This is a genomic window from Paracoccus sp. (in: a-proteobacteria), from assembly GCF_030536915.1.
Lineage (GTDB): Bacteria > Pseudomonadota > Alphaproteobacteria > Rhodobacterales > Rhodobacteraceae > Paracoccus.
In genome coordinates, this window is sequence record NZ_JAUNPC010000003.1 from 46,930 (window position 1) to 72,064 (window position 25,135).

At 69.6% G+C, this 25,135-nt stretch carries 25 protein-coding genes and 1 pseudogene; 8 read left to right on the forward strand and 18 right to left on the reverse strand.

All coding sequences use genetic code 11. From position 1 onward, the window contains the following. The 10 genes from Q4F04_RS01325 to Q4F04_RS01370 form a co-directional block, all read right to left on the reverse strand. The coding region (locus Q4F04_RS01325) for a phytoene desaturase (RefSeq protein WP_303368034.1) at positions 1–1,307 on the reverse strand (1,307 nt) is incomplete at its 3' end. Next, positions 1,304–2,461 carry a lycopene beta-cyclase CrtY gene (gene crtY / locus Q4F04_RS01330; RefSeq protein ID WP_303368035.1) on the reverse strand — a complete coding sequence of 386 codons (1,158 nt, stop codon included), beginning with the start codon at positions 2,459–2,461 and terminating at the stop codon, positions 1,304–1,306. The genes crtY and Q4F04_RS01325, both read right to left, overlap by 4 nt. After that, positions 2,458–3,666 (reverse strand): glycosyltransferase, encoded by a 1,209-nt coding sequence (locus Q4F04_RS01335; RefSeq protein ID WP_303368036.1) that lies wholly within the window; start codon positions 3,664–3,666, stop codon positions 2,458–2,460. Before Q4F04_RS01335 ends, crtY begins: the two co-directional genes overlap by 4 nt. A 6-nt stretch (positions 3,667–3,672) precedes the next feature. Beyond that, on the reverse strand, positions 3,673–4,200 hold the full coding sequence (locus tag Q4F04_RS01340; protein WP_303368037.1) for a sterol desaturase family protein: 528 nt from the start codon (positions 4,198–4,200) through the stop codon (positions 3,673–3,675). Then, on the reverse strand, positions 4,197–4,919 hold the full coding sequence (locus tag Q4F04_RS01345) for a fatty acid desaturase (protein WP_303368038.1): 723 nt from the start codon (positions 4,917–4,919) through the stop codon (positions 4,197–4,199). Before Q4F04_RS01345 ends, Q4F04_RS01340 begins: the two co-directional genes overlap by 4 nt. Positions 4,920–5,005: 86 nt before the next feature. Continuing rightward, positions 5,006–6,025, reverse strand: a complete 1,020-nt coding sequence (gene fni, locus Q4F04_RS01350; RefSeq protein WP_303368039.1) for a type 2 isopentenyl-diphosphate Delta-isomerase — start codon at positions 6,023–6,025, stop codon at positions 5,006–5,008. Between the two features lie 16 nt (positions 6,026–6,041). Beyond that, positions 6,042–6,662 (reverse strand): TetR/AcrR family transcriptional regulator, encoded by a 621-nt coding sequence (locus Q4F04_RS01355; protein WP_303368040.1) that lies wholly within the window; start codon positions 6,660–6,662, stop codon positions 6,042–6,044. 46 nt (positions 6,663–6,708) lie between these two features. Beyond that, positions 6,709–7,281 carry a DUF2585 family protein gene (locus tag Q4F04_RS01360; protein WP_303368041.1) on the reverse strand — a complete coding sequence of 191 codons (573 nt, stop codon included), beginning with the start codon at positions 7,279–7,281 and terminating at the stop codon, positions 6,709–6,711. Between the two features lie 77 nt (positions 7,282–7,358). Continuing rightward, entirely contained in the window at positions 7,359–9,884 is a 2,526-nt protein-coding gene (locus Q4F04_RS01365) for an ABC transporter permease (protein WP_303368042.1), read from the reverse strand. Beyond that, positions 9,881–10,558: an ABC transporter ATP-binding protein gene (locus Q4F04_RS01370; protein WP_303368043.1), complete on the reverse strand. Its 678-nt coding sequence runs from the start codon at positions 10,556–10,558 to the stop codon at positions 9,881–9,883. Before Q4F04_RS01370 ends, Q4F04_RS01365 begins: the two co-directional genes overlap by 4 nt. A gap of 115 nt (positions 10,559–10,673) precedes the next feature. On the opposite strand from Q4F04_RS01370, the gene Q4F04_RS01375 reads away from it, so the two are divergent. Further along, positions 10,674–11,321 carry an arylesterase gene (locus Q4F04_RS01375; RefSeq protein ID WP_303368044.1) on the forward strand — a complete coding sequence of 216 codons (648 nt, stop codon included), beginning with the start codon at positions 10,674–10,676 and terminating at the stop codon, positions 11,319–11,321. Between the two features lie 4 nt (positions 11,322–11,325). Here the strand turns inward: Q4F04_RS01375 and Q4F04_RS01380 are convergent, their stop codons facing one another. The 5 genes from Q4F04_RS01380 to Q4F04_RS01400 are packed head-to-tail and all read right to left on the reverse strand — an operon-like array spanning position 11,326 to position 16,919. Continuing rightward, complete coding sequence (locus Q4F04_RS01380; RefSeq protein WP_303368045.1) at positions 11,326–12,288, reverse strand: ABC transporter substrate-binding protein; 963 nt, start codon at positions 12,286–12,288, stop codon at positions 11,326–11,328. A 23-nt stretch (positions 12,289–12,311) separates the two neighbouring features. Further along, positions 12,312–13,277, reverse strand: a complete 966-nt coding sequence (locus tag Q4F04_RS01385; protein WP_303368046.1) for an ABC transporter permease — start codon at positions 13,275–13,277, stop codon at positions 12,312–12,314. Further along, a complete protein-coding gene (locus Q4F04_RS01390; protein ID WP_303368047.1) occupies positions 13,274–14,788 on the reverse strand; it encodes a sugar ABC transporter ATP-binding protein in 1,515 nt (504 codons plus the stop codon). The genes Q4F04_RS01385 and Q4F04_RS01390 overlap by 4 nt, the downstream gene beginning before the upstream one ends. Further along, positions 14,767–15,867, reverse strand: coding sequence for a Gfo/Idh/MocA family protein (locus Q4F04_RS01395; protein WP_303368048.1), 1,101 nt, complete (start codon positions 15,865–15,867; stop codon positions 14,767–14,769). The genes Q4F04_RS01390 and Q4F04_RS01395 overlap by 22 nt, the downstream gene beginning before the upstream one ends. Next, complete coding sequence (locus Q4F04_RS01400; protein ID WP_303368049.1) at positions 15,864–16,919, reverse strand: sugar phosphate isomerase/epimerase; 1,056 nt, start codon at positions 16,917–16,919, stop codon at positions 15,864–15,866. Before Q4F04_RS01400 ends, Q4F04_RS01395 begins: the two co-directional genes overlap by 4 nt. Before the next feature lie 104 nt (positions 16,920–17,023). Between Q4F04_RS01400 and Q4F04_RS01405 the strand changes: the two genes are divergently transcribed. Continuing rightward, positions 17,024–18,028, forward strand: coding sequence for a LacI family DNA-binding transcriptional regulator (locus Q4F04_RS01405; protein ID WP_303368050.1), 1,005 nt, complete (start codon positions 17,024–17,026; stop codon positions 18,026–18,028). Here Q4F04_RS01405 and Q4F04_RS01410 read toward each other — a convergent pair. Beyond that, positions 18,025–19,119 carry a PQQ-dependent sugar dehydrogenase gene (locus Q4F04_RS01410; protein WP_303368051.1) on the reverse strand — a complete coding sequence of 365 codons (1,095 nt, stop codon included), beginning with the start codon at positions 19,117–19,119 and terminating at the stop codon, positions 18,025–18,027. The genes Q4F04_RS01405 and Q4F04_RS01410 overlap by 4 nt on opposite strands. 226 nt (positions 19,120–19,345) lie before the next feature. Between Q4F04_RS01410 and Q4F04_RS01415 the strand changes: the two genes are divergently transcribed. Beyond that, a complete protein-coding gene (locus Q4F04_RS01415) occupies positions 19,346–19,561 on the forward strand; it encodes a hypothetical protein (protein WP_303368052.1) in 216 nt (71 codons plus the stop codon). Positions 19,562–19,669: 108 nt separating this feature from the next. Here Q4F04_RS01415 and Q4F04_RS01420 read toward each other — a convergent pair whose 3' ends face one another. Further along, positions 19,670–20,092, reverse strand: coding sequence for a Fur family transcriptional regulator (locus Q4F04_RS01420; RefSeq protein WP_303368053.1), 423 nt, complete (start codon positions 20,090–20,092; stop codon positions 19,670–19,672). Positions 20,093–20,224: 132 nt separating this feature from the next. Here Q4F04_RS01420 and Q4F04_RS01425 point away from each other — a divergent pair, with 132 nt between their 5' ends. The 5 genes from Q4F04_RS01425 (at position 20,225) to Q4F04_RS01445 (ending at position 24,947) form a co-directional block, all read left to right on the forward strand. After that, positions 20,225–21,136, forward strand: coding sequence for a metal ABC transporter substrate-binding protein (locus Q4F04_RS01425; RefSeq protein ID WP_303368054.1), 912 nt, complete (start codon positions 20,225–20,227; stop codon positions 21,134–21,136). Positions 21,137–21,139: 3 nt separating this feature from the next. Then, a complete protein-coding gene (locus tag Q4F04_RS01430) occupies positions 21,140–22,018 on the forward strand; it encodes a manganese/iron ABC transporter ATP-binding protein (protein WP_303368055.1) in 879 nt (292 codons plus the stop codon). Continuing rightward, on the forward strand, positions 22,015–22,857 hold the full coding sequence (locus Q4F04_RS01435) for a metal ABC transporter permease (RefSeq protein WP_303368056.1): 843 nt from the start codon (positions 22,015–22,017) through the stop codon (positions 22,855–22,857). The genes Q4F04_RS01430 and Q4F04_RS01435 overlap by 4 nt, the downstream gene beginning before the upstream one ends. Next, the gene (locus tag Q4F04_RS01440; protein WP_303368057.1) at positions 22,854–23,687 is read left to right on the forward strand and encodes a metal ABC transporter permease; all 834 of its coding nucleotides are present in this window, start codon (positions 22,854–22,856) and stop codon (positions 23,685–23,687) included. The genes Q4F04_RS01435 and Q4F04_RS01440 overlap by 4 nt, the downstream gene beginning before the upstream one ends. Before the next feature lie 63 nt (positions 23,688–23,750). Next, the gene (locus Q4F04_RS01445) at positions 23,751–24,947 is read left to right on the forward strand and encodes an NnrS family protein (RefSeq protein WP_303368058.1); all 1,197 of its coding nucleotides are present in this window, start codon (positions 23,751–23,753) and stop codon (positions 24,945–24,947) included. Here Q4F04_RS01445 and Q4F04_RS01450 read toward each other — a convergent pair. Further along, a pseudogene (locus Q4F04_RS01450) lies at positions 24,944–25,135 on the reverse strand (pyrroloquinoline quinone biosynthesis protein PqqE); the annotation flags it as partial. The gene Q4F04_RS01445 and the pseudogene Q4F04_RS01450 sit on opposite strands and share 4 nt — an antisense overlap.

The window sequence follows — 25,135 nt, forward strand, 5'->3', positions numbered from 1 at the left end:
CCGTGATGGGCGTTCAGTTCCGACGCGAAATCGCCGGGCGAGAAGATGCGCCTCACCCGCAGGTTCGCCCGCAGGTTCGGGATCAGTCGCTCCTCGACGCTGGCGAGGATGCGGTCGGCATAGGCTTCTCCGTCCGCGGCCCAGTCCACGGCGGCCCGGCCCAGATGCGGCACCGGGGCGAGGACGTAATGCGTGGACATCCCCGGCGGCGCGAGGCTGTCGTCGGTCACGCTGGGAGAATGGAGGTAGAGCGAGAAATCCTCGGCCAGGTTCGGGCCGCGGAAGATCTCGTTCACCAGCTCGCGGTAGCGGGGGCCGAACAGGATGGTGTGATGCGCCAGCCCCTCAGGGCGCTGCGACAGGCCGAAATGGATCACGAACAGCGACATGGACCAGCGCTGGCGCTTGAGCAGCGCGGCCTTGGTCCGCCCCCGCCGGGTGCCGCCCAGAAGATCGCGATAGCTGTGCATCACGTCGGCATTGCTGGCGACCATGTCGGCCGCAAGCCGGGTGCCGTCTGCCAGCGTCACGCCGGTGGCGCGCGCGCCTTCCGTCTCGATCCGAGCCACCTTTGCGTTCAGGCGCAGCGTGCCGCCCAGACGCTCGAACAGGGCGACCATGCCGGACACCAGCGCGTTGGTGCCGCCCTGCGCGAACCAGACTCCCCCGCGCCGTTCCAGCGCATGGATCAGCGCATAGATGGAACTGGTCGAGAACGGGTTGCCGCCCACCAGCAGCGTATGGAAGGAAAACGCCTGCCGCAGATGCGGATCCTTGATGAAGCGCGCAACGACGCTGTGGACGGAACGATAGGCCTCCAGCTTCACCAGCGCGGGGGCGGCCTGAAGCATCTGGCCCAGCTTGAGGAACGGCACGGTGCCGAGGCGCAGGTAGCCCTCCTGATAGACCTGTTCCGCGTAATCGTGGAACCGGCGGTAGCCCTCCAGGTCGGCGGGGTTGAACGCCGCGATCTCGCGTTCCAGCGCATCGCCGTCGTTGACGTAGTCAAAGCGTTTCCCGTCCGGCCAGAGCAGCCGGTAGAAGGGGTTGACCGGCAGCAGGGTCACGTCGCGGGCCATGTCCTGCCCCGTCAGCGCCCAAAGCTCGCGCAGGGAATCGGGGTCGGTGATGACGGTCGGCCCCGCGTCGAAGACATGGCCCTCCTCGCGCCACACATAGGCGCGGCCGCCGGGCTTGTCGCGCCCCTCAAGCAGCGTCGTGGCGATGCCCGCCGATTGCAGGCGGATGGCGAGCGCCAGCCCGCCGAAGCCAGCGCCGATGACAATGGCAGTGCGAGGAGAGGTCACGAGGTTTCCTTCAGCATCGGCGCTTCGCGCAGGCAGGGCAGCGCGTCGCGGATGGGGATGGGCGGCTTGCCGGTGACGATCCGCAGCCGGTCCATGCGGGTCAGCCGCCCGGCGTAGAAGCGTTCGATCAGCGGCTCGGGCAGGCGGTAGAAACGCGAGAGGACCCGGTGGCGATGCTCGGGCGCGCAGCCCCTGAACAGCATCCGGTTCAGCAGGCGCAGGAATCGATCCTCGCTGGCGCGGGAAAGCGCATGGGCGCGGACGGCGGCGAAGACGGCGGAGGTGGTCAGCAGGCGCGTGGCGGCGACCACATCCGCCACCTGCGCGGCGACCGGCAGGGAATAGCCGGTGACCGGGTGGAACAGCCCGGCCCGCAGGCCGACCGGCACCGCGCCGCCTTGCGCCTCGGCCCAGAAGGCAGCGGCGTCATGGGCCATCGCGATGGGCAGGACCCCGCGCTCGCGCCGGACCTCGCGGCCGCTCCAGCCTTGCAGGCGGGCATAATCGGCAATGGCATCACCGATCAGCGTTTCGTCCAGAGCCGCGCCATCGCTGTAGCGGGTGTCCTCGATCAGCAGGCGCGTGGGGGAAAACGGCAGCAGGTAGACGAAGCGGTAGCCGTCCTGCTGCGGCACCGTCGCGTCCATGATCAGCGGGCGCGCGACGCCGTGGGGGGCGTCCATCTCGAACTCAATGCCGACGAATTTCTGGTAGCCGGTGACAAGATGGCGCGAGGGCCGCGCCCCGCGTCCGTCGATCACGCAGGGCGCCTCGATCCGCTCGGCCCCGAGGGTCGCGCCATGGGCGTCCAGCGCCGTGATCCCGGCCCCCCAGTGTAGGGTGACGCCCGGCGTTCCCGCCAGAAGCTGCGCCAGCCCCCCGCCGTCAAGCGAGGCATAGCCCGCCCGCAGGGTGCGGGCGTGGTCGGGAAAGCGGACCTCCTGTCCCGGCCAGCGGCAGCGGATCGCGGGGGAAAGGCGGCGGTGCCAGGCCAGCCGCAGGTCGGGGTCGTGGAAGGACCAGGTATGCGCATCCGAAGGACCCGGCGCGCGGTCGAGCATCAGGATGCGCGCGCCCGGCCGGGCCTCGGCCACCGCAAGCGCGATCAGTCCATTGGCAAGGCCCGCCCCGGCGAGGATCAGGTCCGGCATCATGCGGCAAGCCTGCGCTGAAGCTGCGCCTCGACCAGATCGGCGGCGCGGGTCACGCCACCCGCCGCGTGGATCTCGGCGGCAGGGCGGGCAAGGGCGAGGCGATGGGACGGGTCGGACAACACCGCCGACAGCGCATCCCGGATCGCGGCGCGGGTGGCGCGGCGGGGGGGCAGGACGCGGGCTGCGCCATGGAAGGCAAGGCGCGCGGCGGTCGCGGGCTGCTCGAAGGCAAGCGGGATCGCGACCATCGGCACCCCGGCCGCCGCGCAGTCCAGCACCGTGTTCAGCCCGGCATGGGTCACGCAGGCATCCGCACGGGCCAGCACCGCCCGCTGCGGGAAGAAGGCGCGCACCAGCGGGTTGCCGGGCAGCCTTTCTGCCTGCGTCCCGGTCAGCCCGCCGCAATGGGCGAGCGCAAGGCACACACCCAGGTCCTCGGCCGCCCCGGCGATGGCGGACAGGAGTCCCTGCCGATTTCCTTGCAGCGTGCCGAGCGAGGCGAAAACCAAGGGCCGGCCGCCGGTGTCGATGTCGAACTCGCCTGCCGCATCGTCCCGCAGCGGACCGACCGCCCGGGCGCCCGGTCCCGCCGCATGGGGGAAATCCAGCGAGGGCACCAGTTGCCGCAGGTCAAGGTCGGGCGAGATCCACTCGTCGATGCGCCGCCGCAGCGGCAGGCCATGCGCGCGGCAGCCCGCGGTCAAAGCGCGGGACTGCAGCGCCATCAGCGCGTCGGCCACGCGCCAGCCGCCCCGGTTGCGCTTGCGGCCCGCTTCGCCCGCAAGGAAGGGCCAGTCCACGAAGGGCGGCGGGATCGCCTCGTCGCGGTCCAGCGGCAGCGCCGAGGCGAGGGTCACGCGCGGGATGCCCGCTGCCTCGGCGGCAAGGCTGGCGCCCGGCTCGGCCTGATCGGCCACGACCAGGTCGGGGGAAAGCCGCCCCAGCGTCTCGGGGCCGTGGCGGGTGAAGTTGCGGGTGGCGGCAGCAGTAGCCAGCAGGGTGCGGACCAGCCCCGCGCCGCGCAGGTCGGGGTCGCAGAACCCGAGGCTGTCAAACCCGAGCCCCTCGCGCGCCGCCAGCGGGCCAAGCCCCTCGCCCCCCACCATCCGGCAATCATGCCCCCGCGCCGCCAGCCTGCGGCCCAGCGCGCCATGAACGGCGGCGTGGCTTGGCAGGGCGGGAAGGCAGAAGGCGATCCGGGCCATGCAGGCTCAGTCTTCGCCGCGATCCGGGCGCCAGGCGTCCCGGTGCTGCGACTGCCGCCGCGCCAGCACGCCCGAGGTCTTCAGCCGCGCCTTGAGATCGTCCACCGGCGGCGCATAGACAAAGCCGAAGGACACGCAGTCGTCCCGCCCCTCGACCGCGTGATGCAGCCGGTGCGCCTGGTAGAGCCTGCGGAAATAGCCGCGCCGGGGGACATAGCGGAAGGGCCAGCGCTGATGCACGAGGCCATCGTGGACGACGAAATAGATCACGCCATAGACGCTCATCCCCACGGCGACCCACCACATCCAGGGCCACCAACGGCTGCCGAGCGCAAACAGGACGATCGACAGGCCCGCGAAGACCACCGCGTAAAGGTCGTTCTTCTCGAAGGGGCCGTGGGTTTCCTCGTGATGGGACTTGTGCCAGCCCCAGCCCAAGGAACCGTGCATGATCCAGCGATGGACGGAATAGGCCACGCCCTCCATCACCGCGACGGTCAGAACGACGATCAGGATCGGGCCGAGGACGCTCATGTCCCGTCCTTCCGGGTCGAGGGCAGCCGCCACCACGGCACCGCCGGGTGCAGGTGGTGTTCGTGGTGATAGCCGCCGAAGTGAAAGCAGCTCAGCAGCGAGACCGGGTCGCTGATGCGGGTGGATCGCGCGTTGTGGCGGTCGGGGAACCTGTCATGGCCGGGCCGATGCGGCAGCCAGGTGCCGAAGACGAAAAGCTGCATCGACGCGAGGATCGAGGGCACCGACCAGAAGGCGACATAGGGCCAGCGCGGGCCGAGGATCAGCGCGTAGAGGATGACCGAGCCGCCCAGCACCCAGAACTCGCGCCAGCCGAAATAGGTGCGGACGAAATCGGCATACCAGCGGACCGGGCCGCCGTGGCCGAAATCGGGGTCGTCGTCGGTGCCCGCATGGCGGTGGTGGGCCATGTGCTTGACGATCAGCTTGCGCCAGGAAAACCCGGCGTAAAGCATCAGCGCCAGCCCGCCGACAGCGGCGTTGAGCCGTGGGTGGCCGGGCGCGACCGCGCCGTGCATGGCGTCATGGGCGACGATGAACAGACCCACCGAAAGCCAGGTCAGCCCGATCAGGCACAGGATCGCCAGCAGCGGATGAGCCAGGGCATCCAGATGCCAGACGGCGAAGACGTGCAGCGCCAGCCACGCGCCGATCACCCCCGCCGCAAGCGTCAGGCTGACGAGGCTGGTGGCAAGGGGTCGTCGCAACGCCTGGGGCAAGCCGGCTCTTCCTTCTTCATCCTGTAACGCTTGTGCCAGGATATAGCAGCACGCGCGCCGCTTCCAGTAGTCACCTGTCGCAGGTCTCACGCAAGGGGCGCGTGGCGCAGTGCGGCAAGATCGCGCGAGCCGGTGCAGAACATGGCGATGCGAAGCTGCTCGACGGCCTCCGACAGATGCGCGGCCAGCGCCTCGGCCCCCTGCTGCGCGGCGGGCAGCGCGCCTGCCGCCTGTCCCGCCAGAGCCGCGCCTAGGCGGATCGCGCGGGCCACGTCCAACCCGTGGCGGATGCCGCCCGAGGCGATCAGCACCGTGCCCGGCCGCATGACCGGGGCCATCGCGGAAACCGCCCCGGCCGTCGGGATGCCCCAGTCGAAGAAGGGCGCGGCGATGCGGCGCAGGCGGTCGTCGCCGCGCTCGGCCTCGACCCGCGCCCAGCTTGTGCCGCCGACCCCCGCCACGTCGAGGATCGTGACGCCCGCATCCATCAGCCGCCGCCCGACATCGGCCGACAGGCCCGCGCCGACCTCCTTGACGCCAAGGGGCACCGGCAGGCCACGGGCCAGCGCCTCGATCCGCGGCAGCAGGTCCGAAAAGTCCCGGTCGCCGCCGGGCTGGATCGCCTCCTGCAGCGGGTTGAGATGCAGCATCAGGGCGTCGGCTTCCAGCATCTCGACCGCCCGCCGCGCCTCGTCCGCGCCCATCCCGCGCCGCAGTTGCACCGCCCCGAGATTGCCCAAGATCGGCACATCCGGCGCCCGCGCGCGCAGCTCGGGGCCAAGCCCGCCCGTTCCGCGGCCTTCGATGGCGATGCGCTGCGATCCGACCGCAAGCGCCAGACCAAGGGCGCCGCAAGCCTCGGCGATGGACAGGTTGATCCGGGCGGCCTCGGGGGTGCCGCCGGTCATGGCGGACACCATCAGCGGCGCGGACAGCCGGTGGCCCAGGAAGCCGGTGCCGGTGTCGATGGCGTCGTAATCCAGTTCCGGCAGGGCATCGTGCAGGAAATGGACGTTGTCGAAGCCGCTGGCGCGCGAAAGCTGGATGCCCTTTCCCGCGCCGACGATCGCCAGATGCTCGGACTTGCGGCCCTTGATCTCGTTCATGGTCCCCCAGCGCCGGCTAGCCTGCGCGATAGGCGCGCAGGAAACCCTCCACCACATGGTTCAGGAACGTCTCGCCGTCCAGCGGATAGTCCCGCGCGCCGCCAAGCTGCCCCTGGTGCAGCGCCCCCAGCAGCAGGGGCGAGGCAAGCGCAAGCGCCGCCATGCGGGTATCGACCGGACGCATCTGGCCGCGGGCGACATGGGCATCCAGCCGCTCGGTCAGGGCAAGGACGAAAGGCTCGAACATGCTGTGGATGAAGGCGGGGCCGAGCAGATCGTTCCGCATCCCCTCGACCATGCCCATCGCCAGCGCATCCGCCACCCCATGTTGCGTCAGCGCCCGCCAGGCCATGGCCGCCGCGTCGCGGACCGAGGCGTCAAGTTGGGGGCCCGCCTGCCGGGTGGCCGTGAACTGTCCCTGCCCGCGCCGGCCCGAATCGGCAAAGACCGCCACCACGATGTCGTCGCGCTTGCCGAAGTAATGGTTCAGGGTGGACACGCTGCAGCCTGCAGCCGTCGCCAGTTCGCGCAGGGTGGGCCGGCCCGAGTCGCGCAGCAGCAGGCGTTCGCGCAGCCGCGCCAGCAGCTCGCCGCGCCGTTCGTCGAAACGTGCGTTGCGGACGCCCTTGGACCTCACGTCCCCTCGCTTCCTGCCGCGGGTCGCGGCGGTATTCCATCGGCCCTCAGCGCAATATCATCCTGGCCGTGCCAAGCACAAATCCGTCGTGGATCATCAGGGCGACGGCGATCTCGGCCAGCCCGCCACCCGCGATGACCAGCCAGCGGGGGAAATTATGCGCCGCCAGAAAGCCCAAGGCAACAAAGCCCGTGTCGCTCAGCGCGTTCACGATGCTGTCGCCCCCGTAGACATCAATCCCCGCGGGGTCGTTGAACAGCGAGATGACCCAGGGCGTGTTCTCGACGATTTCCCATATGCCGCTGCAGGCGATCACCAGCAGCAGGCGGGTTCCGACCCGCCAGCCGGGCCGCAGCCGCCGTGCAAGGAAGAACAGCGCCGCCCCCGAGATCGCGTGCAGCGCCGAGTAGAAGTCGGCTACATGCTGCGAGTTGTGGGACAGGGCCGTGCTGGGATTCCACCAGTCGAGCGGCACGTCTTGCGGCAGAAAGCCGCGGCCCAGAAACAGCAGCCACAGCACCACGGCGGCATTGACCAGCAGGATGCCCAAGGCCAGCGTCAGCAGCGGCCGCCCGGCCAGGAACGCAGGCGAGACGCCCATGGAAGGGGGGCGGATCATTCCGGCGGGGTGGTTCATATCATCGAAGTGCAAAGGGGAACGCCCTCCTTGCAGGCTGCGGGGGCCGCGCGTGCCTGTTACTCGGACCGCAGGATCGCGGCGGGTCTGACCGTCAACGCCCGCAGCGCGAAGGCCAGTTCCGCCGCAAGCGTCGCAATCACGCCGCCGGCGACCAGAATGACGGCGCTGGACCAGATCACGCGATGGTCGATGTCCAGCACGAAACGCGCCACCGCCCATCCACCCACGGCCCCGGCCGCGATCGCGGCGATGCCGGCGATCAGCCCCAAGAGCGCGGCCCTGAGCGCGAAGCTGCGCAGGATCAGCGCCCGGCTGGCGCCCAGGGTCTTGAGGATCGCGGCTTCGTATCGCCGGGCGCGGGCGGCGGCCAGCGCCGTGCCGACCAGCACCGCAAAGCCCGTGACCAGCGTGGCCGCTGCCCCCCAGCGCACGGCCGCGCCGATGCCCGCCAGCAGGTCCGCGACCCGCTCGATGGCCTCGCCCACGGGGATGGCGGTGACATTGGGCCAGCGGTCGCCGATCTCGCGCAGGATGGCGGTCTCGGCCTCCGGCCCGGCATAGACGGTGGCGATCCAGGTATGCGGCGCGCCCTGCAGCGCGGCGGGGTTCATCGACATGACGAAGCCGATGCCGGCGTTCCTGAATTCCACCTGCCGGAACGAGGCGATGGTGCCGGTGATGTCGCGGCCGAGGACACTGACGGTCAGGGTGTCGCCCAGCGACAGGCCGATCTCGGCGGCCTCCTCGGCGGAAAAGCTGATCAGGGGCGGGCCGTCGTAACCGGCGGGCCACCATTCGCCCGCCGTGATCGTCGTGCGCGAGGGCGGGCTTTCGGAATAGGTCAGGCCGCGGTCGCCCCGCACGACCCAGTGATCGCCCGCCACCTCGGCCGCCGGACGGCCGTTGATCCGGGTGACGACGCCGCGCAGCATCGGCGCGGCCTCGACGCGGCTGACGGCGGGGTTGCCGCGGGCAAGATCCAGGAAGTCCCCGATCTGGTCGGGCTGCACGTCGACGAAGAAGAAGGACGGCGCGACGCCCGGCATTTCCGATTCGATTGCCCGGCGCAGGGTGCCGTCGATCTGGCCCACCACTGCCAGCACCGCGAGGCCGAGGCCCAGCGACAGCACGACGCCCGTGGCATCCCCCCGCTGCGTCCTGAGCGCCCCCAGCGCCAGCCGCAGGGCCGGGCGGCGGCGGGCAAGCGGCATCAGCCCGCCGGCCAGCGGCGCCGCCAGCAGCGCGACAACCGCCAGCAGCGCCAGGGTCCCGGCAACCCCGCCAAGGGTCCAGAGCGTCAGCCGCCAGTTGCCCGAGAAACCCGCCGCGGCCAGCAGGAACAGACCCGCAAGAACGGCGATCATTGCCAGATAGCGGGGTCGCGGCACCCTGCGCCCCGCGTCCACGGCCGAGCGGAACAGGACTGCCGCGCGGGTGTCGGCCGCCAGGGCCAGCGGCCACAGCGCAAAGGCAAGGGCGGCCAATGCGCCGTAAAGCGCAGCCTCGGCCAGCGGTCCGGGAAAGACGCCGAAGGCTGCCGGCATCGGCAGGCGCGCTTCGATCACCGGGGCCAGCAGCAAGGGCAGCAAGGCGCCCAGCGCCAGCCCCAGCATGATCCCGAGCGCGGTCATCAAACCGATCTGGATCAGGTAGGTGAGGAAGATCACCCGGCGGCTGGCGCCCAGGGACTTGAGCGTGGCGATCACCGGCAGCTTCGCGTCCAGCCATGCGCGGACGGCGGCCGAGACGCCGACCCCGCCGACCGCAAGGCCCGACAGACCGATCAGGATCAGGAAGGCCCCCAGCCGGTCCACGAAGCCCGAAAGCCCCGGCGCCCCGTCTCGCGCATCGCGCCAGCGGGCGCCTGCGCCCTCCAGCGCAGCCATCGCCTGCGCCCGCGCGGTGCCGAGGTCGGTGCCGGCAGGCAGCAGCAGCCGGTATTGCGCCTCGAACAGCGTCCCCGGCCCCAGCAGCCCGCTTTGCGCCAGATCCGCACGGCGGAGAATGGTGATGGGACCAAGCGCGAGGCTTTCCCCCGCATTGTCGGGAAAGCTGTCAAGGATGGCGGTCAGCGTGAACTCCTGCTCGCCCAGCCGAAAGCCGTCGCCGGGGCAAAGGCCGAGCCGCTCGGCCAGTACCCGCTCCATCACCGCGCCGGGTGTGCCGCCGGGCGAAAGCGCTTGGTCCCATGGGATGGGCGGGGACAGCCGGACAGTGCCGACCAGCGGATAGGCGTCGTCCACCGCCTTCACCTGCGTCAGCGCCCGTTCGCTCTGCCCGTCGCGCAGGACGGTGACCATGGACCGGAACTCGGCCGTCTCGGACACTGCCGAGGCGATCCGGTCCAGCGCGGCGCGTTCGGCGTCGGTGGCGAAGCGGTAGGTCAGCTCGACCTCGGCATCGCCCCCCAGCAGCGCGGCGCCATTGCGCGCCAGCCCCGCCTCGATCGAGGCGCGCACGGTTCCGACCGCCGCCAGCGCCGCCACCGCCAGCGCAAGGCAGGTCAGGAAGATGCGGAAGCCGGCAAGCCCGCCCCGCATCTCGCGGCGGGCGAGGGTCCAGGCAAGGCGCAGGGTGGTCATGCCCCCTGCTCCAGCCGGCCATCGCGCAGGCGGATGATGCGGGCGCAGCGGGCAGCGATTTCCGGCGCGTGCGTCACCATCACCAGCGTCGTGCCGCTGTCGCGCACCATGCCGAACAGCAGGTCCGCGATCTGCGCGCCGGTCGTCTCGTCGAGGTTGCCGGTCGGCTCGTCCGCCAGCAGGATCGCGGGTCGCGGGGCCAGGGCGCGGGCCAGCGCCACCCGCTGCTGCTCGCCCCCCGAAAGCTGCGACGGATAATGATGCGCGCGCCCGGCAAGCCCCACGGCCGCAAGCCCCTCGCGCGCGCGCGCCAGCGCGTCGGGCGCATGGGCAAGCTCAAGCGGGACGGCCACGTTTTCCAGGGCGGTCATGGTCGGGATCAGGTGGAAGCTCTGGAAGACGATGCCCATGTGGTCGCGGCGGAAACGGGCCAGCGCATCCTCGTTCATCGCGGTCAGGTCGTGGCCCAGGGCGCGGACCCGCCCGCCCGTCGCCTGTTCCAGCCCGCCCATCAGCATCAGCAGCGAGGACTTGCCCGAGCCGGACGGCCCGACCATCCCGACCGTCTCGCCCGGCTGCACTGCAAGGGTGATGCCGTGCAGGATGTCGACCGGACCGGCGCCCGACCGCAGGGTCAGGCGCACATCATCGAGGGACAGGACGGGGTCCGGCATCGCGCGTCTCCATTCAGGGGTCCGCGCTGGGGCGGCGAATGTGCAAGGTTGTGACCGCCGTGCCGGTGCCATCGCCTCGCGGGGACATTATGTCCGGGCGAAACGGAGGACTGCAATGCTTGCACGCATGATCGGGATCACGCTTCTGTCTGCCCTGCCCGCCTGGGGCCAGCCGGTGACGGTGGCCGCGCTGGGCGACAGCCTGACGCAGGGCTACGGCCTGCCGCAACAGGACGGGCTGGTCCCGCAACTGCAGGACTGGCTGCGGGAACGCGGGGCCGAGGTCACGCTGGTCAACGCGGGCGTGTCGGGCGACACCACGGCGGGCGGGCTGTCCCGCGTGGACTGGACGCTGACGCCCGAGGTGGGGGGCATGATCGTGGCGCTGGGCGGCAACGACCTGCTGCGGGGGATCGACCCGGCCGTGAGCCGCAGGAACCTTTCCGGCATCCTCGACGCCGCGCAGAAGGCAGAGGTTCCAGCGATGCTGATCGGCATCGGCGCGCCCGCGAATTACGGGGCCGAGTTCCAGGCGGCGTTCAACGGCGTCTATACCGACCTTGCGCGGACCTACGAGGTGCCGCTGGTCCCCTCGATGCTGGACCCCATCGTCGCGGCCCGCGATCCGCTGTCGCTGATGCAGCCGGACGGCATCCACCCGAACGCCAAGGGCGTCCGGGTGATCGTCGAAGGCATCGGCCCGCAGGTGCTTCAGTTCGTGGCCGCTCTCGGCGCCTGCGAACAGGGATGCAAGGGCGGTTAGCGCGTCAGAACGGGCTGTCGGGATAGTAGAACTGTTCCGCGTTCTCGGGCGTGATGAGCTGGCTGCCGATGATGTAGCGGCCCGCCATCGGCGCGTTCGACACGAAATGCAGCGCCGTCATCTCGATCGCGGAGGAGATCAGCGCTGGAGGATAGGTCACGTTCACCGGCAGTTGCGGGTCCTTGTCCATGATGCGCTTGACGATGTCCTTCATGCCCGCGCCGCCGACGACGACCATCTGGTCCTCGCGGCCCGCCTGGGCGATGGCTTCCAGCACGCCCACGGCCATGTCGTCATCCGCCGCCCAGACCGCGTTGATTTTAGGATACTTCGCCAGGTAATCCTGCATCACGTTGAAGGCGTCGTCGCGGTTCCAGTTGCCGTGCTGCATGTCGAGGATTTCCTTGTCGGACCCCTCCAGCGCCGCCTGGAAGGCCTCGACCCGCTCGTTGTCCAGCGTGGTCGGGATGCCGCGCAGCACGACGATCTTCGCGCCAGCCGGCAGGTTGTCGCGGAAATATTCGCCCGCGACCCGGCCGAAGGCGGTGTTGTCGCCGGCGACATACAGATCTTCGATCCCCTCCTCGGCCAACCCCCGGTCCACCACGGTCACGAACCTGCCCGCGGCCTTCACCTGCTTGACGGGGTCGGTCAGCGGCTCGGACTCGAAGGGCAGCACCACCAGCCCGTCGATGTTGCGGGTGGCCAGCATGTCCTCAATGTCGGACACCTGCTTGGCGGCATCCCCTGCCGTCGCCAGCACGAATTCGAGGTTCGGATAGACCGTTCCCAGACGTTTGATTGTGTCCTGCGCATGCCAGTTCAGCCCGCCCATGAAGCCGTGGGTGGCGGACGGGATCGACACGCCGATCACCCGTGTCTCGGCCTCCTGCGCGAAGGCGGCGCCTGTGGCCAGCGACAGCGCCGCGGCCGCCAGCGGCAGTTTCAGCAGATTGCGACGGATCATTTCTTCCTCCCCAAGGATGGCCGCTATTCAGCGGACCGTTTTTCCCGCTGCAAGACGACGGCGAGCACGATGATGACGCCCTGGATCGCCCCGTTCAGATAGGGGCTGACCAAGTCCGCCAGATTCAGGATGTTGTCGATCAGGGACAGGATCAGGACGCCGACTACCGTGCCCCAGACCCGGCCCCGCCCGCCCTTCAGCGCGGTGCCGCCGATGATGACGGCGGCGATGGCCTCAAGCTCCCACAGCGTTCCGGTGGATCCCGAGGCCGAGCCGAGGCGCGGGATGTAGAGGATGGTCGCCAGCCCGACCAGCGCGCCCAGCAGGACGTAGGTGGCCAGCCGGACCCGTTCCACGTTGACGTTGGAATAGCGGGCGACGCGGTCGTTCGAGCCGATCGCCTCGACATGGCGGCCGAAGCGGGTGTGGCGCATCGTCCATTCGCCGAAGACCGCGGCGATGGCGAAGACGATGATGGGCCATGTGACCCAGCCGATGCCGCCGAAATAGACAGGCCGGTACAGCGCCCTCAGGTCCGAGCCGAGGCTGAGCGTGCCCCCGTCCGCAAGCCATGTGACGAGGCTGCGGAAGATGCCCATGGTGCCCAGCGTGACGATGAAGGCCTCGATCCCCCAGCGGGTGACGAGCGTGCCGTTCAGCATCCCGGCCAGAATGCCCCCGCCCAGCGCCACGCCCATCCCCAATAGCACCGTCCCCCAGTTCGCCCCGGTAATCGGGGCCAACGCATTCATCGCCATGATCGCGATGCCGGCGAGAAAGGCCGCCATGGACCCCACCGACAGGTCTAGGCCCCCTTGCGTGATCACAAAGGTCATGCCGATGGCGATCAGCCCGGTGAAGGCCGAGCGCGCCGCCACGTTGGACAGGTTCGCGGGCGCGAGGAAGGCCGGGTTCAGCAGCGCGCCGAGGATGAACAGCGCAACCAGCGCCAGCAGCGGCCCGAGGACATGCAGGTCGATGCGTCTCATGCAGCCTGTTCCCCGGCAACGCCCATCGCGAGGCGAACGATGTTTTCCTCGGTGATGGCCTCGCCCGCGACTTCTCCGGCAAGGCGGCCCTGCCGCATGACCAGCACGCGGTCGGCCAAGCCCATCACCTCAGGCAGTTCCGACGAGATCACGATGACGCCCTTGCCAGCCAGCGCGAGTTCGCGGACGAAGCGATAGATCTGCTGCTTGGTGCCGACGTCGATGCCACGGGTGGGTTCGTCGATGATGACGATGTCAGGCTCGGTCAGCATGGTCTTGGCCAGCAGCAGCTTCTGCTGGTTGCCGCCCGACAGCGCCCCCGCGGGCATTGCGGCCGATGCCGCGCGGATGTCGAAGCGGCGCGTGGCGTCCTCCATCGCTTGTGCTTCGCGATTACGGTCGATGCGGAAGCCGAAGCGGCCCAGCGCCGCAAGCGTCAGGTTCTCGGTCAAAGGCTTGTCGAGCAGCAGCCCGGCTTCCTTCCGGTCCTCGGTCAGATAGGCAATGCCCGCTGCCGTGACGTCCTGTGGATGGCGGATGGCGACGGGTCGGCCCATGACATGGACCCTGCCCGTCGAGGCGCGCAGCCCGGCGATGCCCTCGGCCAGTTCGGTGCGACCGGAACCGACAAGACCCGCGATCCCCAGCACCTCGCCCCGGCACAGGGTCAGGCTGACGTCATGGACCGCGACATTGCCGGGAACGGACAGGCGCTCCACCCGCAGCAGTTCCTCGCCCGGTGCCGTGTCCTTGGGCGGGAAGATATCGGAGAGTTCCCGCCCGACCATGGCACTGGCCATGCCCTCCTCGGTCAGTTCGCCCCGCAGCGCCCGGCGCACCACATGGCCGTCGCGCAGGACCGTGATGCGGTCGGCCAGCCGCGCGACCTCGTCCAGCCGGTGCGAGCAGAACATCAGCGCCACGCCTTCCGCCCGCAGCCGGTCGACTTGGGTATAAAGCGCGTCCACCTCTCGGTGGGTCAGCGCGGCCGAGGGCTCGTCCATGATGAGGACGCGGGCCTGACGCGACAGCGCCTTGGCGATCTCGACCATCTGCCGATCGGGCACGGACAGGGCGCGGATCGGCGCGTCGGGGCTGATCCTGGTGTCCAGCCGCTTGAGCAGGTCCGCCGCCCTCTCGCGCATGGCCGCGTGATCCAGCCTTGCGCCGCGCGTCAGCTCGCGGCCGAGGAAGATGTTGGCGGCGACTGACAGATCGGGGACGAGGTTGAACTCCTGGTGGATCACCACGATCCCCGCCGCCTCGGCCTCGGGTCCGCTGCGGAAGCGGGCGGGCTGGCCGTCCAGCAGCACCTGCCCCGTAGTCGGCGCAAGGAAGCCGCCGAGGATCTTCATGATCGTGGACTTGCCTGCGCCGTTCTCGCCGATCAGCGCATGGACCTCGCCCGCGTTCAGGGCCAGATCGACGCCATGCAGAACCTCGACAGGGCCGAAGCTCTTGGTGACGGCCTGAAGCACAAGAACCGGCGTCACGGCTGCACCCTGACCCATGCGCCGTCCCGTGCGGCCGACTCCTGCGCGGCGGCAATGAACGCCATGCCGGACAGCCCGTCCGCAAGGCCGGGAATGCGGTCCCCATGCGTCTCGTCGCCCTGGATCACGGCGGCGATGTCGGTATAAAGATTGGCAAAGGCCTCCAGATAGCCCTCTGGATGCCCCGGCGGCGTGCGGGACGACCCCGAGCGGTCCCGCGCCCGCGTCAGCACATGGGCGACCCCATCCGCCGTGGTCATCACCAGCCGCTCAGGGTTGTCCAGCCGCCATTCCAGCGAAGCCTCAGTGCCGAACAGTCGCAGCGATAGCCCGCCCTCCTGTCCCACGGCGACCTGGCTGCACCACAAGCCCCCCTTGGCGCCCGAGGCATAGCGCAGCGCCACCCGCGCATCGTCATCGACGCGGCGACCCGGCACCATCCTGGAGAGGTCGGCCGAGATGCTGTCCGGCACCTGCCCGGTGACGAAAGCCGCAAGCTGCCAGGCATGGGTGCCGATGTCGCCCAGCGCCCCCGCCCCCGCCTGCGCGGGATCGGTGCGCCAGTCGGCCTGTTTCGAGCGCACATCCTCGGACAGCCAGCCCTGCAGGAACTCGGCCTGCACCAGCCGCAGCGTGCCGATGTCGCCTTCGGCCACGATGGCGCGGGCCTCTCGCACCATCGGATGGGCGCAGTAGTTGTGGGTCAGGAAGAACCGTGCCCGGCTGCGGGCCGCCGCCTCGGCGATCTGCCGCGCCTGATCCTGCGTGGCGGCCAAGGGCTTGTCGCAGATGACATGAATGCCTGCGTCGAGGAAGGCCACGGCCACCGCCGCGTGCAGGTGGTTGGGCGTGACGATGGCGACCGCCTCGATCCCGTCGGGGTGCGCGGCCTCCTCGGCCGCCATCCGCCGGAAATCGGCATAGCTGCGTTCCACCCCAAGCGCCCGCGCCGAAGCCTTGGCCCGCGCGGGATCGGATGACAGCGTCCCGGCCAACAGCCGGAACTGCCCGTCCATCCGCGCGGCGATGCGGTGGATGGCGCCGATGAAGGCGCCCTCGCCGCCGCCGACCATGCCGAGGCGGATCGGCTGGCTCATGACAGTCCCAATGCGGCGGCAATGGCTGGACGGTCCGTCCCCTGCGCGGCGAAGTCGTCGAAAGCCTGTGGCGTGGTGCGGATGATGTGGCGGCGGACGAACTCGGCCCCTTCCCGCGCACCGTCTTCGGGATGCTTCAGCGCGCATTCCCATTCGACCACCGCCCAGCCGGCAAAATCGTACTGCGCGAGCTTGGAAAACACCTGTGCGAAGTCCACCTGCCCGTCACCGAGGCTGCGGAAGCGGCCTGCGCGGTCCACCCAGGGCTGATAGCCGCCATAGACGCCCTGCCGGCCGGTGGGGCGGAACTCGGCGTCCTTCACATGGAACATGCGGATGCGGTCGTGGTAGATGTCGATGTTCTGCAGGTAGTCGAGCTGCTGCAGCACGTAATGAGACGGGTCATAGAGCATGTTCGCTCGGCGGTGCTGGCCCACGCGATCGAGGAACATCTCGAAGGTGACGCCGTCATGCAGGTCCTCGCCCGGATGGATCTCATAGCAGACATCGACGCCGTTTTCCTCGGCCATGTCCAGCAGGGGCCGCCAGCGGTCGGCCAGCGTGTCGAAGGCGGTTTCCACCAGCCCCGGCGCCCGCTGCGGCCACGGATAGACATACGGCCAGGCCAAAGCGCCCGAGAAGGTCGCCATTGCGTCCAGCCCCAGCAGGCGGCTGGCGCGGATGGTCCTGCCGACCTGATCGACGGCCCATTCCTGCCGCGCCCTGGGGTTGCCGCGCAGCTCCTTGGGCGCAAAGGCGTCGAAGGCGGCGTCATAGGCCGGATGGACGGCGACAAGCTGGCCCTGCGTGTGGCAGGACAACTCGGTCACCTCGACGCCGTTCTCGCGGGCGATCCCCAGGAACTCGTCGCGCCAGTCCTGCGAGGCTACCGCCCGGTCCAGGTCGAACAGCCGCGTATCGCCCGAGGGCACCTGCACCCCCTTGTAGCCCAGCGAAGCCGTCCAGGCAGTGATGGACCGCCAGTCGTTGAAGGGGGCCTGATCCGACACGAATTGCGCCAGAAACAGGCCGGGGCCCTTGATCATCCGCATTCTTCCTCCTCCACCCGAGGGAAAGGCAAGCACGGGATGAAATCGTTTTCAAGAACTATCTGATGGACTTGCGAGGCATGGTGAACAGGCCCTAGCCTGCGCTCATGACACATGATGCGCCCTCTCAGGTCCGCCTGACCGACGTGGCCCGCCGGGCCGGAGTCTCGCCCGCGACGGTCAGCCGGGTATTGTCGCGGCCGGAACTCGTGTCGCCCGCCATGCGCGAGGCGGTGATGCAGGCCGTCGCCGCCACCGGCTATCGGATGAACCAGGCCGCGCGGAACCTGCGCAAGCAGCGGACGGGCGCGGTGGTGGCGCTGGTCCCGAACCTCGGCAATCCGTTCTTCGCCAAGATCCTGTCGGGGATGGGGCAGGAGTTGAACGCGGCGGGATTCGACCTGCTGGTGGGCGACACGACGGACGAAGGCGGGCGGCACCGGGCGCTGGACCGCTTCCTCGACCCCTCGCGGGCCGACGGGATCATCCTGCTGGACGGGCAGGTGACGCAGGCGGACCTTGCCGCGCTGCCGCAGGCGCCGCCGCTGGTCATGGCCTGCGAATGGATCGAGGGCAGCGCGGTCCCCTGCGTCGTGCTGGACAACGCGCTGGGGACGGAACTCGCCGCCCGGCACCTGCGCGAGCTTGGGCACAGCCGCATCGGCTGGATCGGCGGGCCACCTGCGAATGTGCTGCACAAGGCGCGGCTGGAGGGACTGGCCCGCGTGCTGGAGACGGTGCCGCAAGGCTATCCGGGGGACTTCTCGCTGCAGTCGGGAACGCGGGCGGCGCAGGTCTGGCTGGCCGAGCCGCCTGCCCTGCGTCCCACGGCCATCGTCGCCTTCAGCGACGAATCGGCGGCGGGCTTCATGGGCGAGGTGCAGCGCCACGGCATCGACGTGCCGCGCGACGTGTCGGTGGTCGGCTTCGACGGGATCGAGTGGGTGGCCCACCTGCCAACGCCCCTCACCACCATCCGCCAGCCCAAGCGCGACCTCGGCCGCAGCGCCGCCCGCAACCTGATCCGCCGGATCAACGGAGAGCCGATCGCCGCCCGCGAGGTGCTGGTGCCGGAACTGGTGCTGCGCGCCTCGACCGCGCCGCCCGCCTAAGGCGTCAGCCGCAGCAGCCGCGCGCCGCGGCCGTCCTCGATCAGCCAGACCGCGCCATCCGGGGACACCGCCACGTCGCGGATGCGGGCGCCCAGGTTCCAGCGTTCCGCCTCGGCCGCGCGTCTGTCGCGGGTGACGGCAACCCGCAGCAATGCTTGCCCGGACAGCGCGCCGATCAGTGCCGAGCCGGTCCAGCGCGGAAACAGCGCGCCCTGATAGAAGACAAGACCCGCTGGCGAGATCACGGGCGTCCAGGATAGGGACGGCCCCGCGAACTCGGGCCGCGTCGCATGGCCGGGGATCGGTTGCCCGTCATACTGGCTGCCGTTCGACACCACCGGCCAGCCGTAATTCGCGCCGGGGCGGATCAGGTTCAGCTCGTCCCCGCCCCGAGGCCCCATCTCGTGCGACCAGAGCCGCCCATCGGGCGCGAAGGCGAGGCCATAGGGATTGCGGTGCCCCGTGGTCCATGTCTGCCCCCGGACGCCGCCCTGCCGCGCCCAAGGGTTGTCCCGGGGCGTCGAGCCGTCCAGGTTCAGCCGCAGGATCTTGCCACGGCCCTGATCCGGGTCCTGTGCGCCGGCCGGCTGCATCCGGTCGCCCACGGTCAGGAACAGGTGCTGTCCCTGCGGGTCGAAGGCGATGACGCCGCCGGGCTGGCCCCCACCGCCCGCAGGCGCCTGCCGCCAGAGCGCGCCGAGATCGGCCAGCGCCGCGCGGTTGCCGGAAACCGCCAGCGTCGCGCGGGCCAGCACCAGCCGGCCGCCCTGCGCAGGCTCGACATAGGTGAAGAAGATGCGGCCCGAGCGGTTGAAATCGGGACTTGCCGCAATATCCAAGAGCCCGTTCTGGCCGGATGCAAGCACGCGCGGGACATTCGCCACCGGAACCTTCTCGCCGCGCTGGCTGACAAGGAAGATGCGGCCGGGCTTTTCCGTCACCAGCATCCAGCCGCCCGGCAGGACGCCAATGGCCCAGGGGCGGTCGAACCGGGCGACCGCCTGCAGGGTGAAGGGCGGGGCCTGTGCCACGGCGGGCATCGCGGCCAGCGCCGCGGGCAAGGTCAGGGCAAGGAAGCTGCGGCGGTCCATGTCGCCTCCGGTCACGAGGTGCCGTGCGGCCAGGGAAGCCACGCGTGCCACGGTCCAGTGTGGCACGGGCCAGCGCGCGTGGCGAGGCGTCCGCCCTTCCCGGCTATCCGGCCTCCGACCGGCGGCAGTTCGTGAGCAGCCTGCCGGCAGATCGCCTTGCGTCGAGAAGAAGGCATCCTGCGGTGCCTCCTTGTGGTCTGGCGTCAGGCTGGTGATCCTCAGGGACATGAGCCGACCGACCCTCTGGCTTCCCTCCGGCCCCTCTGCCGGTGACGGCATGACGCCCCTTGACTGGCGGAGGATCGCGCTGACCGGAATAGAGGGCATCAGCTTCACCCTACGGCTGACCGAACCCGCGAACCGCGCGGCGCTGGCCCGGCGCGGGATCGTCAAGGCGGCAGGCTGGCCCGAGGCGCGGGAAGTGGCAGCCTCGCTGGGGTGACGGTGGCGTCTGCGGCACCGCCGGATCGGGGGTTGTCTGCCCATCGTCGTAGACCTCGATCCCCGAGGATATCCGCACGATGAAGATGAAGCCCCCCGAAATAGACGTTCAGCTTTTCCTGATGCGCCGGGCGCGGATCAGGGTGTGCTGGCTGACGATCTCGAAGCCCAGACGTTCCAGCATCTCGCGGCGCAGGCGGGCGATCTCCTCGCTGGCGATCTCGATCACCTCGCCGGTGTCGATGTCCACCACATGGTCGTGGTCGGCCGCAGGCGTGATCTCGTAGCGCGAGGGCTCGCTTTCCAGCGTCAGCTTGCGGATCAGCCCCGCCTCCTCCAGCGCCGAGAGCGTGCGGTAGACGGTGGCGAGCGAGACCGAGTCATCCACCGCCCGCGCCCGCGCCAGCAGCTCGTCGGCATTCGGGTGGTCGGCGGAATCCATCAGGATCGCCAGCAGCACCATCCGCTGCTGCGTCACGCGAAGCCCCGCATCGCGCAGCGCCTGGGCAAAATCGGGATTATGCGCGCTCATGCCGCCCTTCCTGCAGATGAGGCGACGATAGCCCGGCCCGATGCGGCGGGCAACAAATGAGAATGGCTCTCATCCCGCTTGACAGATGCGAATGCGTTGCATTTACATGCCGCAGAAGCGGAAGGAGAGAACATGGCCCCGGGCATCCAACGTCTTCTGGCTGCAACGATGGCGCTGGCGCTGACCGCAGGGGGGGCGCAGGCGCAGGAACGGATGAAGGTCGCCACCACCTTCACCGTCATCGCCGACATGGCCCGCCACGTGGCGGGCGAGGCGGCCGAGGTGGTCTCGATCACCCGGCCCGGCGCCGAGGTGCATGGATACGAGCCAACGCCGCAGGACATCGTGGGGGCGCAGGACGCCGACCTGATCCTGTGGAACGGGCTGAACCTCGAACGCTGGTTCGAGCAGTTCCTGTCGAACCTGAAGGACGTGCCCTCGGCCACGGTCAGCGAGGGGATCGAGCCGATGCCGATCTCGGGCGGGGACTACGAGGGCAAGCCCAACCCCCATGCCTGGATGAGCGTGGGCAATGCGCTGATCTACGTGGACAACATCGCCGCCGCCATGGCGAAGGTCGATCCGGCCAATGCCGCGACCTATGCGGCCAATGCCGAAAGCTACAAGGCCGAGCTGACCGCCGCGCTGGAACCCTTGAAGGCGCAGATCGCGGCGATCCCGGAACCGCAACGGTGGCTCGTGACTTGCGAGGGGGCGTTCAGCTACCTCGCGCGGGACTTCGGGATGAAGGAATTGTATCTCTGGCCGATCAACGCCGACCAGATGGGGACGCCCCGTCAGGTCCGGCAGGTGATCGACGGCGTGCGCGAGAACGACATCCCCGCCGTCTTCTGCGAAAGCACCGTCAGCCAGGCCCCGGCCCAGCAGGTCGCGCGCGAGACGGGCGCCCATTATGGCGGTATGCTGTATGTGGACAGCCTGTCGGAACCCGATGGCCCGGTCCCGAGCTATCTGGACCTGATGCGCGTGACGGCGCAGACCATCGCGGACGGGCTGGCGGCCGGGATCGCGGAACAGGACTGACCGATGCCCTCGATCCCGCTTGCGGAAGACCCCGGCATCGTCGCGCAGGACCTGACGGTGACCTATCGCAACGGCCACACGGCGCTGCGCCATGCCTCGTTCGAGATCCCGCAGGGCACGGTCACGGCGCTGGTCGGCGTGAACGGCGCGGGCAAGTCCACGCTGTTCAAGGCGATCATGGGCTTCGTCCCCGTCGCCGCGGGCGAGATCCGGCTGCTGGGGATGGGCGTCGGGCAGGCGCTGCGCCGCAATCTCGTCGCCTATGTCCCGCAGGCCGAGGAGGTGGACTGGACCTTCCCCGTGCTGGTCGAGGACGTGGTGATGATGGGCCGATACGGCCATATGGGCTTCCTGCGCCGCCCCTCGGCCAGGGACCGTGCCGCGGTGGATGCGGCGCTGGCCCGCGTCGGCATGGCCGACCTGCGCCACCGCCAGATCGGAGAGCTTTCGGGCGGGCAGCGAAAGCGCGTCTTCCTTGCCCGCGCCATCGCCCAGGACGGCCGGGTGATCCTGCTGGACGAGCCCTTCACCGGCGTGGACGTGGGCACCGAGGACCGCATCATCCAGCTTCTGGGAGAGCTGCGGGACGAGGGCCGGGTGATGCTGGTCTCCACCCACAACCTCGGGTCGGTGCCCGAGTTCTGCGACCGGGTGGTGCTGGTCAAGGGCACCGTACTGGCCCATGGCCCGACCGAGACGACCTTCACGCGCGAGAACCTGGAACTCGCCTTCGGCGGCGTGCTGCGGCACTTCACCTTGGGCGGTGACGTGCTGCATGACGACGACGACCCGCGCCACGTCACCATCCTGTCCGACGACGAACGCCCCTTGGTGCGCTACGGCAACCGCACCCGCACCCGCGATCCGGGGGCCGACGCATGATCCTGCTGGAACCCTTCACCTACGGCTACATGACCAATGCCATGTGGGTCTCGGCGCTGGTGGGCGGCGTCTGTGCCTTCCTGTCGGCCTACCTGATCCTGAAAGGCTGGTCGCTGATCGGGGACGCGCTGTCCCATTCCGTCGTGCCGGGGGTCGCCGGAGCCTATATGCTGGGGCTGCCCTTCGCTCTGGGGGCCTTCATCTCGGGCGGGCTGGCGGCGGCGGCGATGCTGTTCCTGTCGGACCGCTCGGGGCTGAAACCCGATGTAGTGATCGGCCTGATCTTCACCGGCTTTTTCGGGCTGGGGCTGTTCATGGTCTCGCTGAACCCGGTCGCGATCTCGGTCCAGACGATCACCATGGGCAACATCCTGGCGATCACGCCTGCAGACACGGCACAACTTGCCATAATCGGCTTCGTCTCGCTCGCCGTGCTGCTGGCGAAGTGGAAGGACCTGATGGTGGTCTTCTTCGACGAATCGCACGCAAGGACGATCGGCTTGCGCCCGCGGCTGCTGAAGGGCGTGTTCTTCGTGCTGCTGTCGGCCTGCGTGGTGGCGGCGATGCAGACGGTGGGCGCGTTCCTTGTCATCGCGATGGTGGTGACGCCCGGCGCCACCGCCTATCTGCTCACCGACCGCTTCCCGCGCCTGATCGCGCTGTCGGTCGCCATCGGCACGGTCACGAGCTTCGTCGGGGCCTATCTCAGCTATTTCCTCGACGGCGCGACGGGAGGGATCATCGTCTGCCTGCAGACGCTGGTGTTCCTTTCGGCCTTCATCTGGGCGCCCAAGCACGGGCTGCTGGCTGCCCGCGCCCGCGCAAGGGCTGCATCGTGATCGAGACGCTGCTTTCCCCCTTCCAGTTCGGCTTCATGCAGAACGCCTTTCTCATCGCGCTGATCGTCTCGGTCCCGACGGCGCTGCTGTCCTGCTTTCTGGTGCTGAAGGGCTGGGCGCTGATGGGGGATGCCGTCAGCCATGCGGTGCTGCCGGGGATCGTGCTGGCCTATGTCCTCGGCCTGTCGCTGATCTTGGGCGCCTTCGCGGCGGGGATGCTGACCTCGGTGGCGACCGGCTACCTGGCCGAGAACAGCCGGGTGAAGCAGGACACGGTGATGGGCGTCGTCTTTTCCGGCATGTTCGGACTGGGGATCGTGCTTTACACGGCGATCACCTCGGACGTGCATCTGGATCATATCCTGTTCGGCAACATGCTGGGGGTGCAGCCGGGCGACCTGTGGACGGCGGGGCTGATCTCGGTCTTCGTCACGGCGGCGCTGGCGCTGAAGTGGAAGGACCTGATGCTGCACGCCTTCGACCCGGCGCAGGCGAGGGCCTCGGGGCTGAGAGTCGGGCTGCTGCACTACGGGTTGCTCACGATCCTGTCGCTGACCATCGTGGCGACGCTGACGGCGACCGGGTTGATCCTCGCCGTCGGTCTGCTGATCGCGCCGGGGGCCACCGCCTTTCTGCTGGCCCGCAGCTTCGGGCAGATGCTGGTGGTGGCGGTCGGGGTCTGCACGGGGGGAATGCTGGCCGGGGTCTACGCCAGCTTCTTCCTCGACAGCGCGCCCGCGCCCACGATCATCCTTGTCCTGACGGCGGGTTTCATCGCGGCCTTCCTGCGCCGGCAATGGCAGATGCGGCGGGCGCAGGGCGCTGGCTGAGCGGCTTGTGCCGCTGTCACCACAAGCCGATGGTGCCTGCCGACAATCACGGACAAGCGGATCATGGCGACGAAATCACCCCCGCGCCGGCCGGGCGGCATCCCGCGAGGATTGGCCGACACCGGGCCGGTGCTGTTCTCCTACGGGTTCCGGCCGTTCTTTCTCGGGGCCGGGCTGTGGGCAGTCGCGGCGATGGCGCTGTGGGTCGCGACCCTTGCCGGGCTTGCGGAACCGGGCGGAGCCTATGGCGCCGCGAACTGGCACATGCACGAGATGCTCTTCGGCTTCGCCTCGGCGGTGCTGGCGGGATACCTGATGACGGCGGTGCCGAACTGGACGGGGCGGATGCCGGTGTCGGGCCCGCCGCTGATGGCGCTGGCGGCGCTGTGGCTGGCGGGAAGGCTGATGCTGACCTTTCCGCTGAATGCGCTGTGGCTCGCGGTTACGGTCGAGGCGCTGTTCCTGCCGGTCATGGCGGCGGTGTTCCTGAGAGAGATCGTCGCGGGCTGCAAATGGCGCGACCTCAAGATCGTGGGGCTGGTGGGATTGATCGCTCTTGCCAACATCGGCTTTCACGCGGCGGTGCTTGGTGGCGGCGACCCGAGGACCGCCGCACGGGCGGCGGTCGCGGGCTTCATCGCCCTGATCCTGATCGTTGGCGGGCGGATCACGCCCAGCTTCACCCGCAATTGGCTCGCACGCATGAAGCGCGCGGCACGGCCTGCGCCTGCCGACCGCTTCGATGAACTGACAATTGTGGTGTCGCTGGCGGCATTGGTCCTGTGGGTTGGCTGGCCTGAAAACCAGGTCCTCATGCTGGCAGCCCTTGCTGCCGCCGCCCTGAACCTCATGCGGCTTCTCCGCTGGCGGGGCTGGCACGTCGCCGAACCGATGGTGCTGGCGCTGCACGGCGGCTACCTAATGGTCGCGCTGGGATTCGCCGCCATTGCCGCAACAGCCATGGGCTGGATGAGCCATGCCGCCGCGCTGCACGTCCTTGCCATCGGCGCCATCGGGGGCGAGATGCTGGCCGTGATGACCCGCGCCAGCCGCAGCCACACAGGCGCTGATACTGACGCCGACCTGACCGCCACCCTCAGCTTCGTCGCCATCATGCTGGCGACGGTGGCACGGGCAGCGGCGGATTTTGCAGCCTACGATGCCCTTGTCATGCTGTCGGGCCTGTCATGGATCGCGGCATTCGGGCTGTTCACCCTCGGCCATGCCCGCCTGCTGGCGGCCACCCGCCGCAGCCGTTAGCGCGGCATCCGGCGGTATTCGAAGGCAGGCGGCGGGGCGCTCGTCTCGGCCTCGATCAGCGCGTCCAGCTTTGCGCGGAAGGGCGAGCGGCGGCAGACCGGATCGGTCGCCCGCGCGTTTCCCGCGATCGCCATCGCCTGACAGCGGCAGCCGCCGAAATCGATGTCGCGCCGCTCGCAGGTCTGGCA

Bases quoted from the DNA above. Each gene is read 5' to 3' on its own strand.
- Q4F04_RS01400 (WP_303368049.1), bottom strand. From the start codon at position 16,919: ATGCGGATGATCAAGGGCCCCGGCCTGTTTCTGGCGCAATTCGTGTCG.
- Q4F04_RS01340 (WP_303368037.1), bottom strand. From the start codon at position 4,200: ATGAGCGTCCTCGGCCCGATCCTGATCGTCGTTCTGACCGTCGCGGTG.
- Q4F04_RS01375 (WP_303368044.1), top strand. From the start codon at position 10,674: ATGCTTGCACGCATGATCGGGATCACGCTTCTGTCTGCCCTGCCCGCC.
- Q4F04_RS01380 (WP_303368045.1), bottom strand. From the start codon at position 12,288: ATGATCCGTCGCAATCTGCTGAAACTGCCGCTGGCGGCCGCGGCGCTG.
- Q4F04_RS01425 (WP_303368054.1), top strand. From the start codon at position 20,225: ATGGCCCCGGGCATCCAACGTCTTCTGGCTGCAACGATGGCGCTGGCG.
- Q4F04_RS01420 (WP_303368053.1), bottom strand. From the start codon at position 20,092: ATGAGCGCGCATAATCCCGATTTTGCCCAGGCGCTGCGCGATGCGGGG.
- Q4F04_RS01410 (WP_303368051.1), bottom strand. From the start codon at position 19,119: ATGGACCGCCGCAGCTTCCTTGCCCTGACCTTGCCCGCGGCGCTGGCC.
- Q4F04_RS01405 (WP_303368050.1), top strand. From the start codon at position 17,024: ATGACACATGATGCGCCCTCTCAGGTCCGCCTGACCGACGTGGCCCGC.
- Q4F04_RS01390 (WP_303368047.1), bottom strand. From the start codon at position 14,788: ATGGGTCAGGGTGCAGCCGTGACGCCGGTTCTTGTGCTTCAGGCCGTC.
- Q4F04_RS01435 (WP_303368056.1), top strand. From the start codon at position 22,015: ATGATCCTGCTGGAACCCTTCACCTACGGCTACATGACCAATGCCATG.
- Q4F04_RS01365 (WP_303368042.1), bottom strand. From the start codon at position 9,884: ATGACCACCCTGCGCCTTGCCTGGACCCTCGCCCGCCGCGAGATGCGG.
- fni (WP_303368039.1), bottom strand. From the start codon at position 6,025: ATGAACGAGATCAAGGGCCGCAAGTCCGAGCATCTGGCGATCGTCGGC.
- Q4F04_RS01395 (WP_303368048.1), bottom strand. From the start codon at position 15,867: ATGAGCCAGCCGATCCGCCTCGGCATGGTCGGCGGCGGCGAGGGCGCC.
- Q4F04_RS01335 (WP_303368036.1), bottom strand. From the start codon at position 3,666: ATGGCCCGGATCGCCTTCTGCCTTCCCGCCCTGCCAAGCCACGCCGCC.
- Q4F04_RS01360 (WP_303368041.1), bottom strand. From the start codon at position 7,281: ATGATCCGCCCCCCTTCCATGGGCGTCTCGCCTGCGTTCCTGGCCGGG.
- Q4F04_RS01430 (WP_303368055.1), top strand. From the start codon at position 21,140: ATGCCCTCGATCCCGCTTGCGGAAGACCCCGGCATCGTCGCGCAGGAC.
- Q4F04_RS01370 (WP_303368043.1), bottom strand. From the start codon at position 10,558: ATGCCGGACCCCGTCCTGTCCCTCGATGATGTGCGCCTGACCCTGCGG.
- Q4F04_RS01445 (WP_303368058.1), top strand. From the start codon at position 23,751: ATGGCGACGAAATCACCCCCGCGCCGGCCGGGCGGCATCCCGCGAGGA.
- crtY (WP_303368035.1), bottom strand. From the start codon at position 2,461: ATGATGCCGGACCTGATCCTCGCCGGGGCGGGCCTTGCCAATGGACTG.
- Q4F04_RS01385 (WP_303368046.1), bottom strand. From the start codon at position 13,277: ATGAGACGCATCGACCTGCATGTCCTCGGGCCGCTGCTGGCGCTGGTT.
- Q4F04_RS01415 (WP_303368052.1), top strand. From the start codon at position 19,346: ATGAGCCGACCGACCCTCTGGCTTCCCTCCGGCCCCTCTGCCGGTGAC.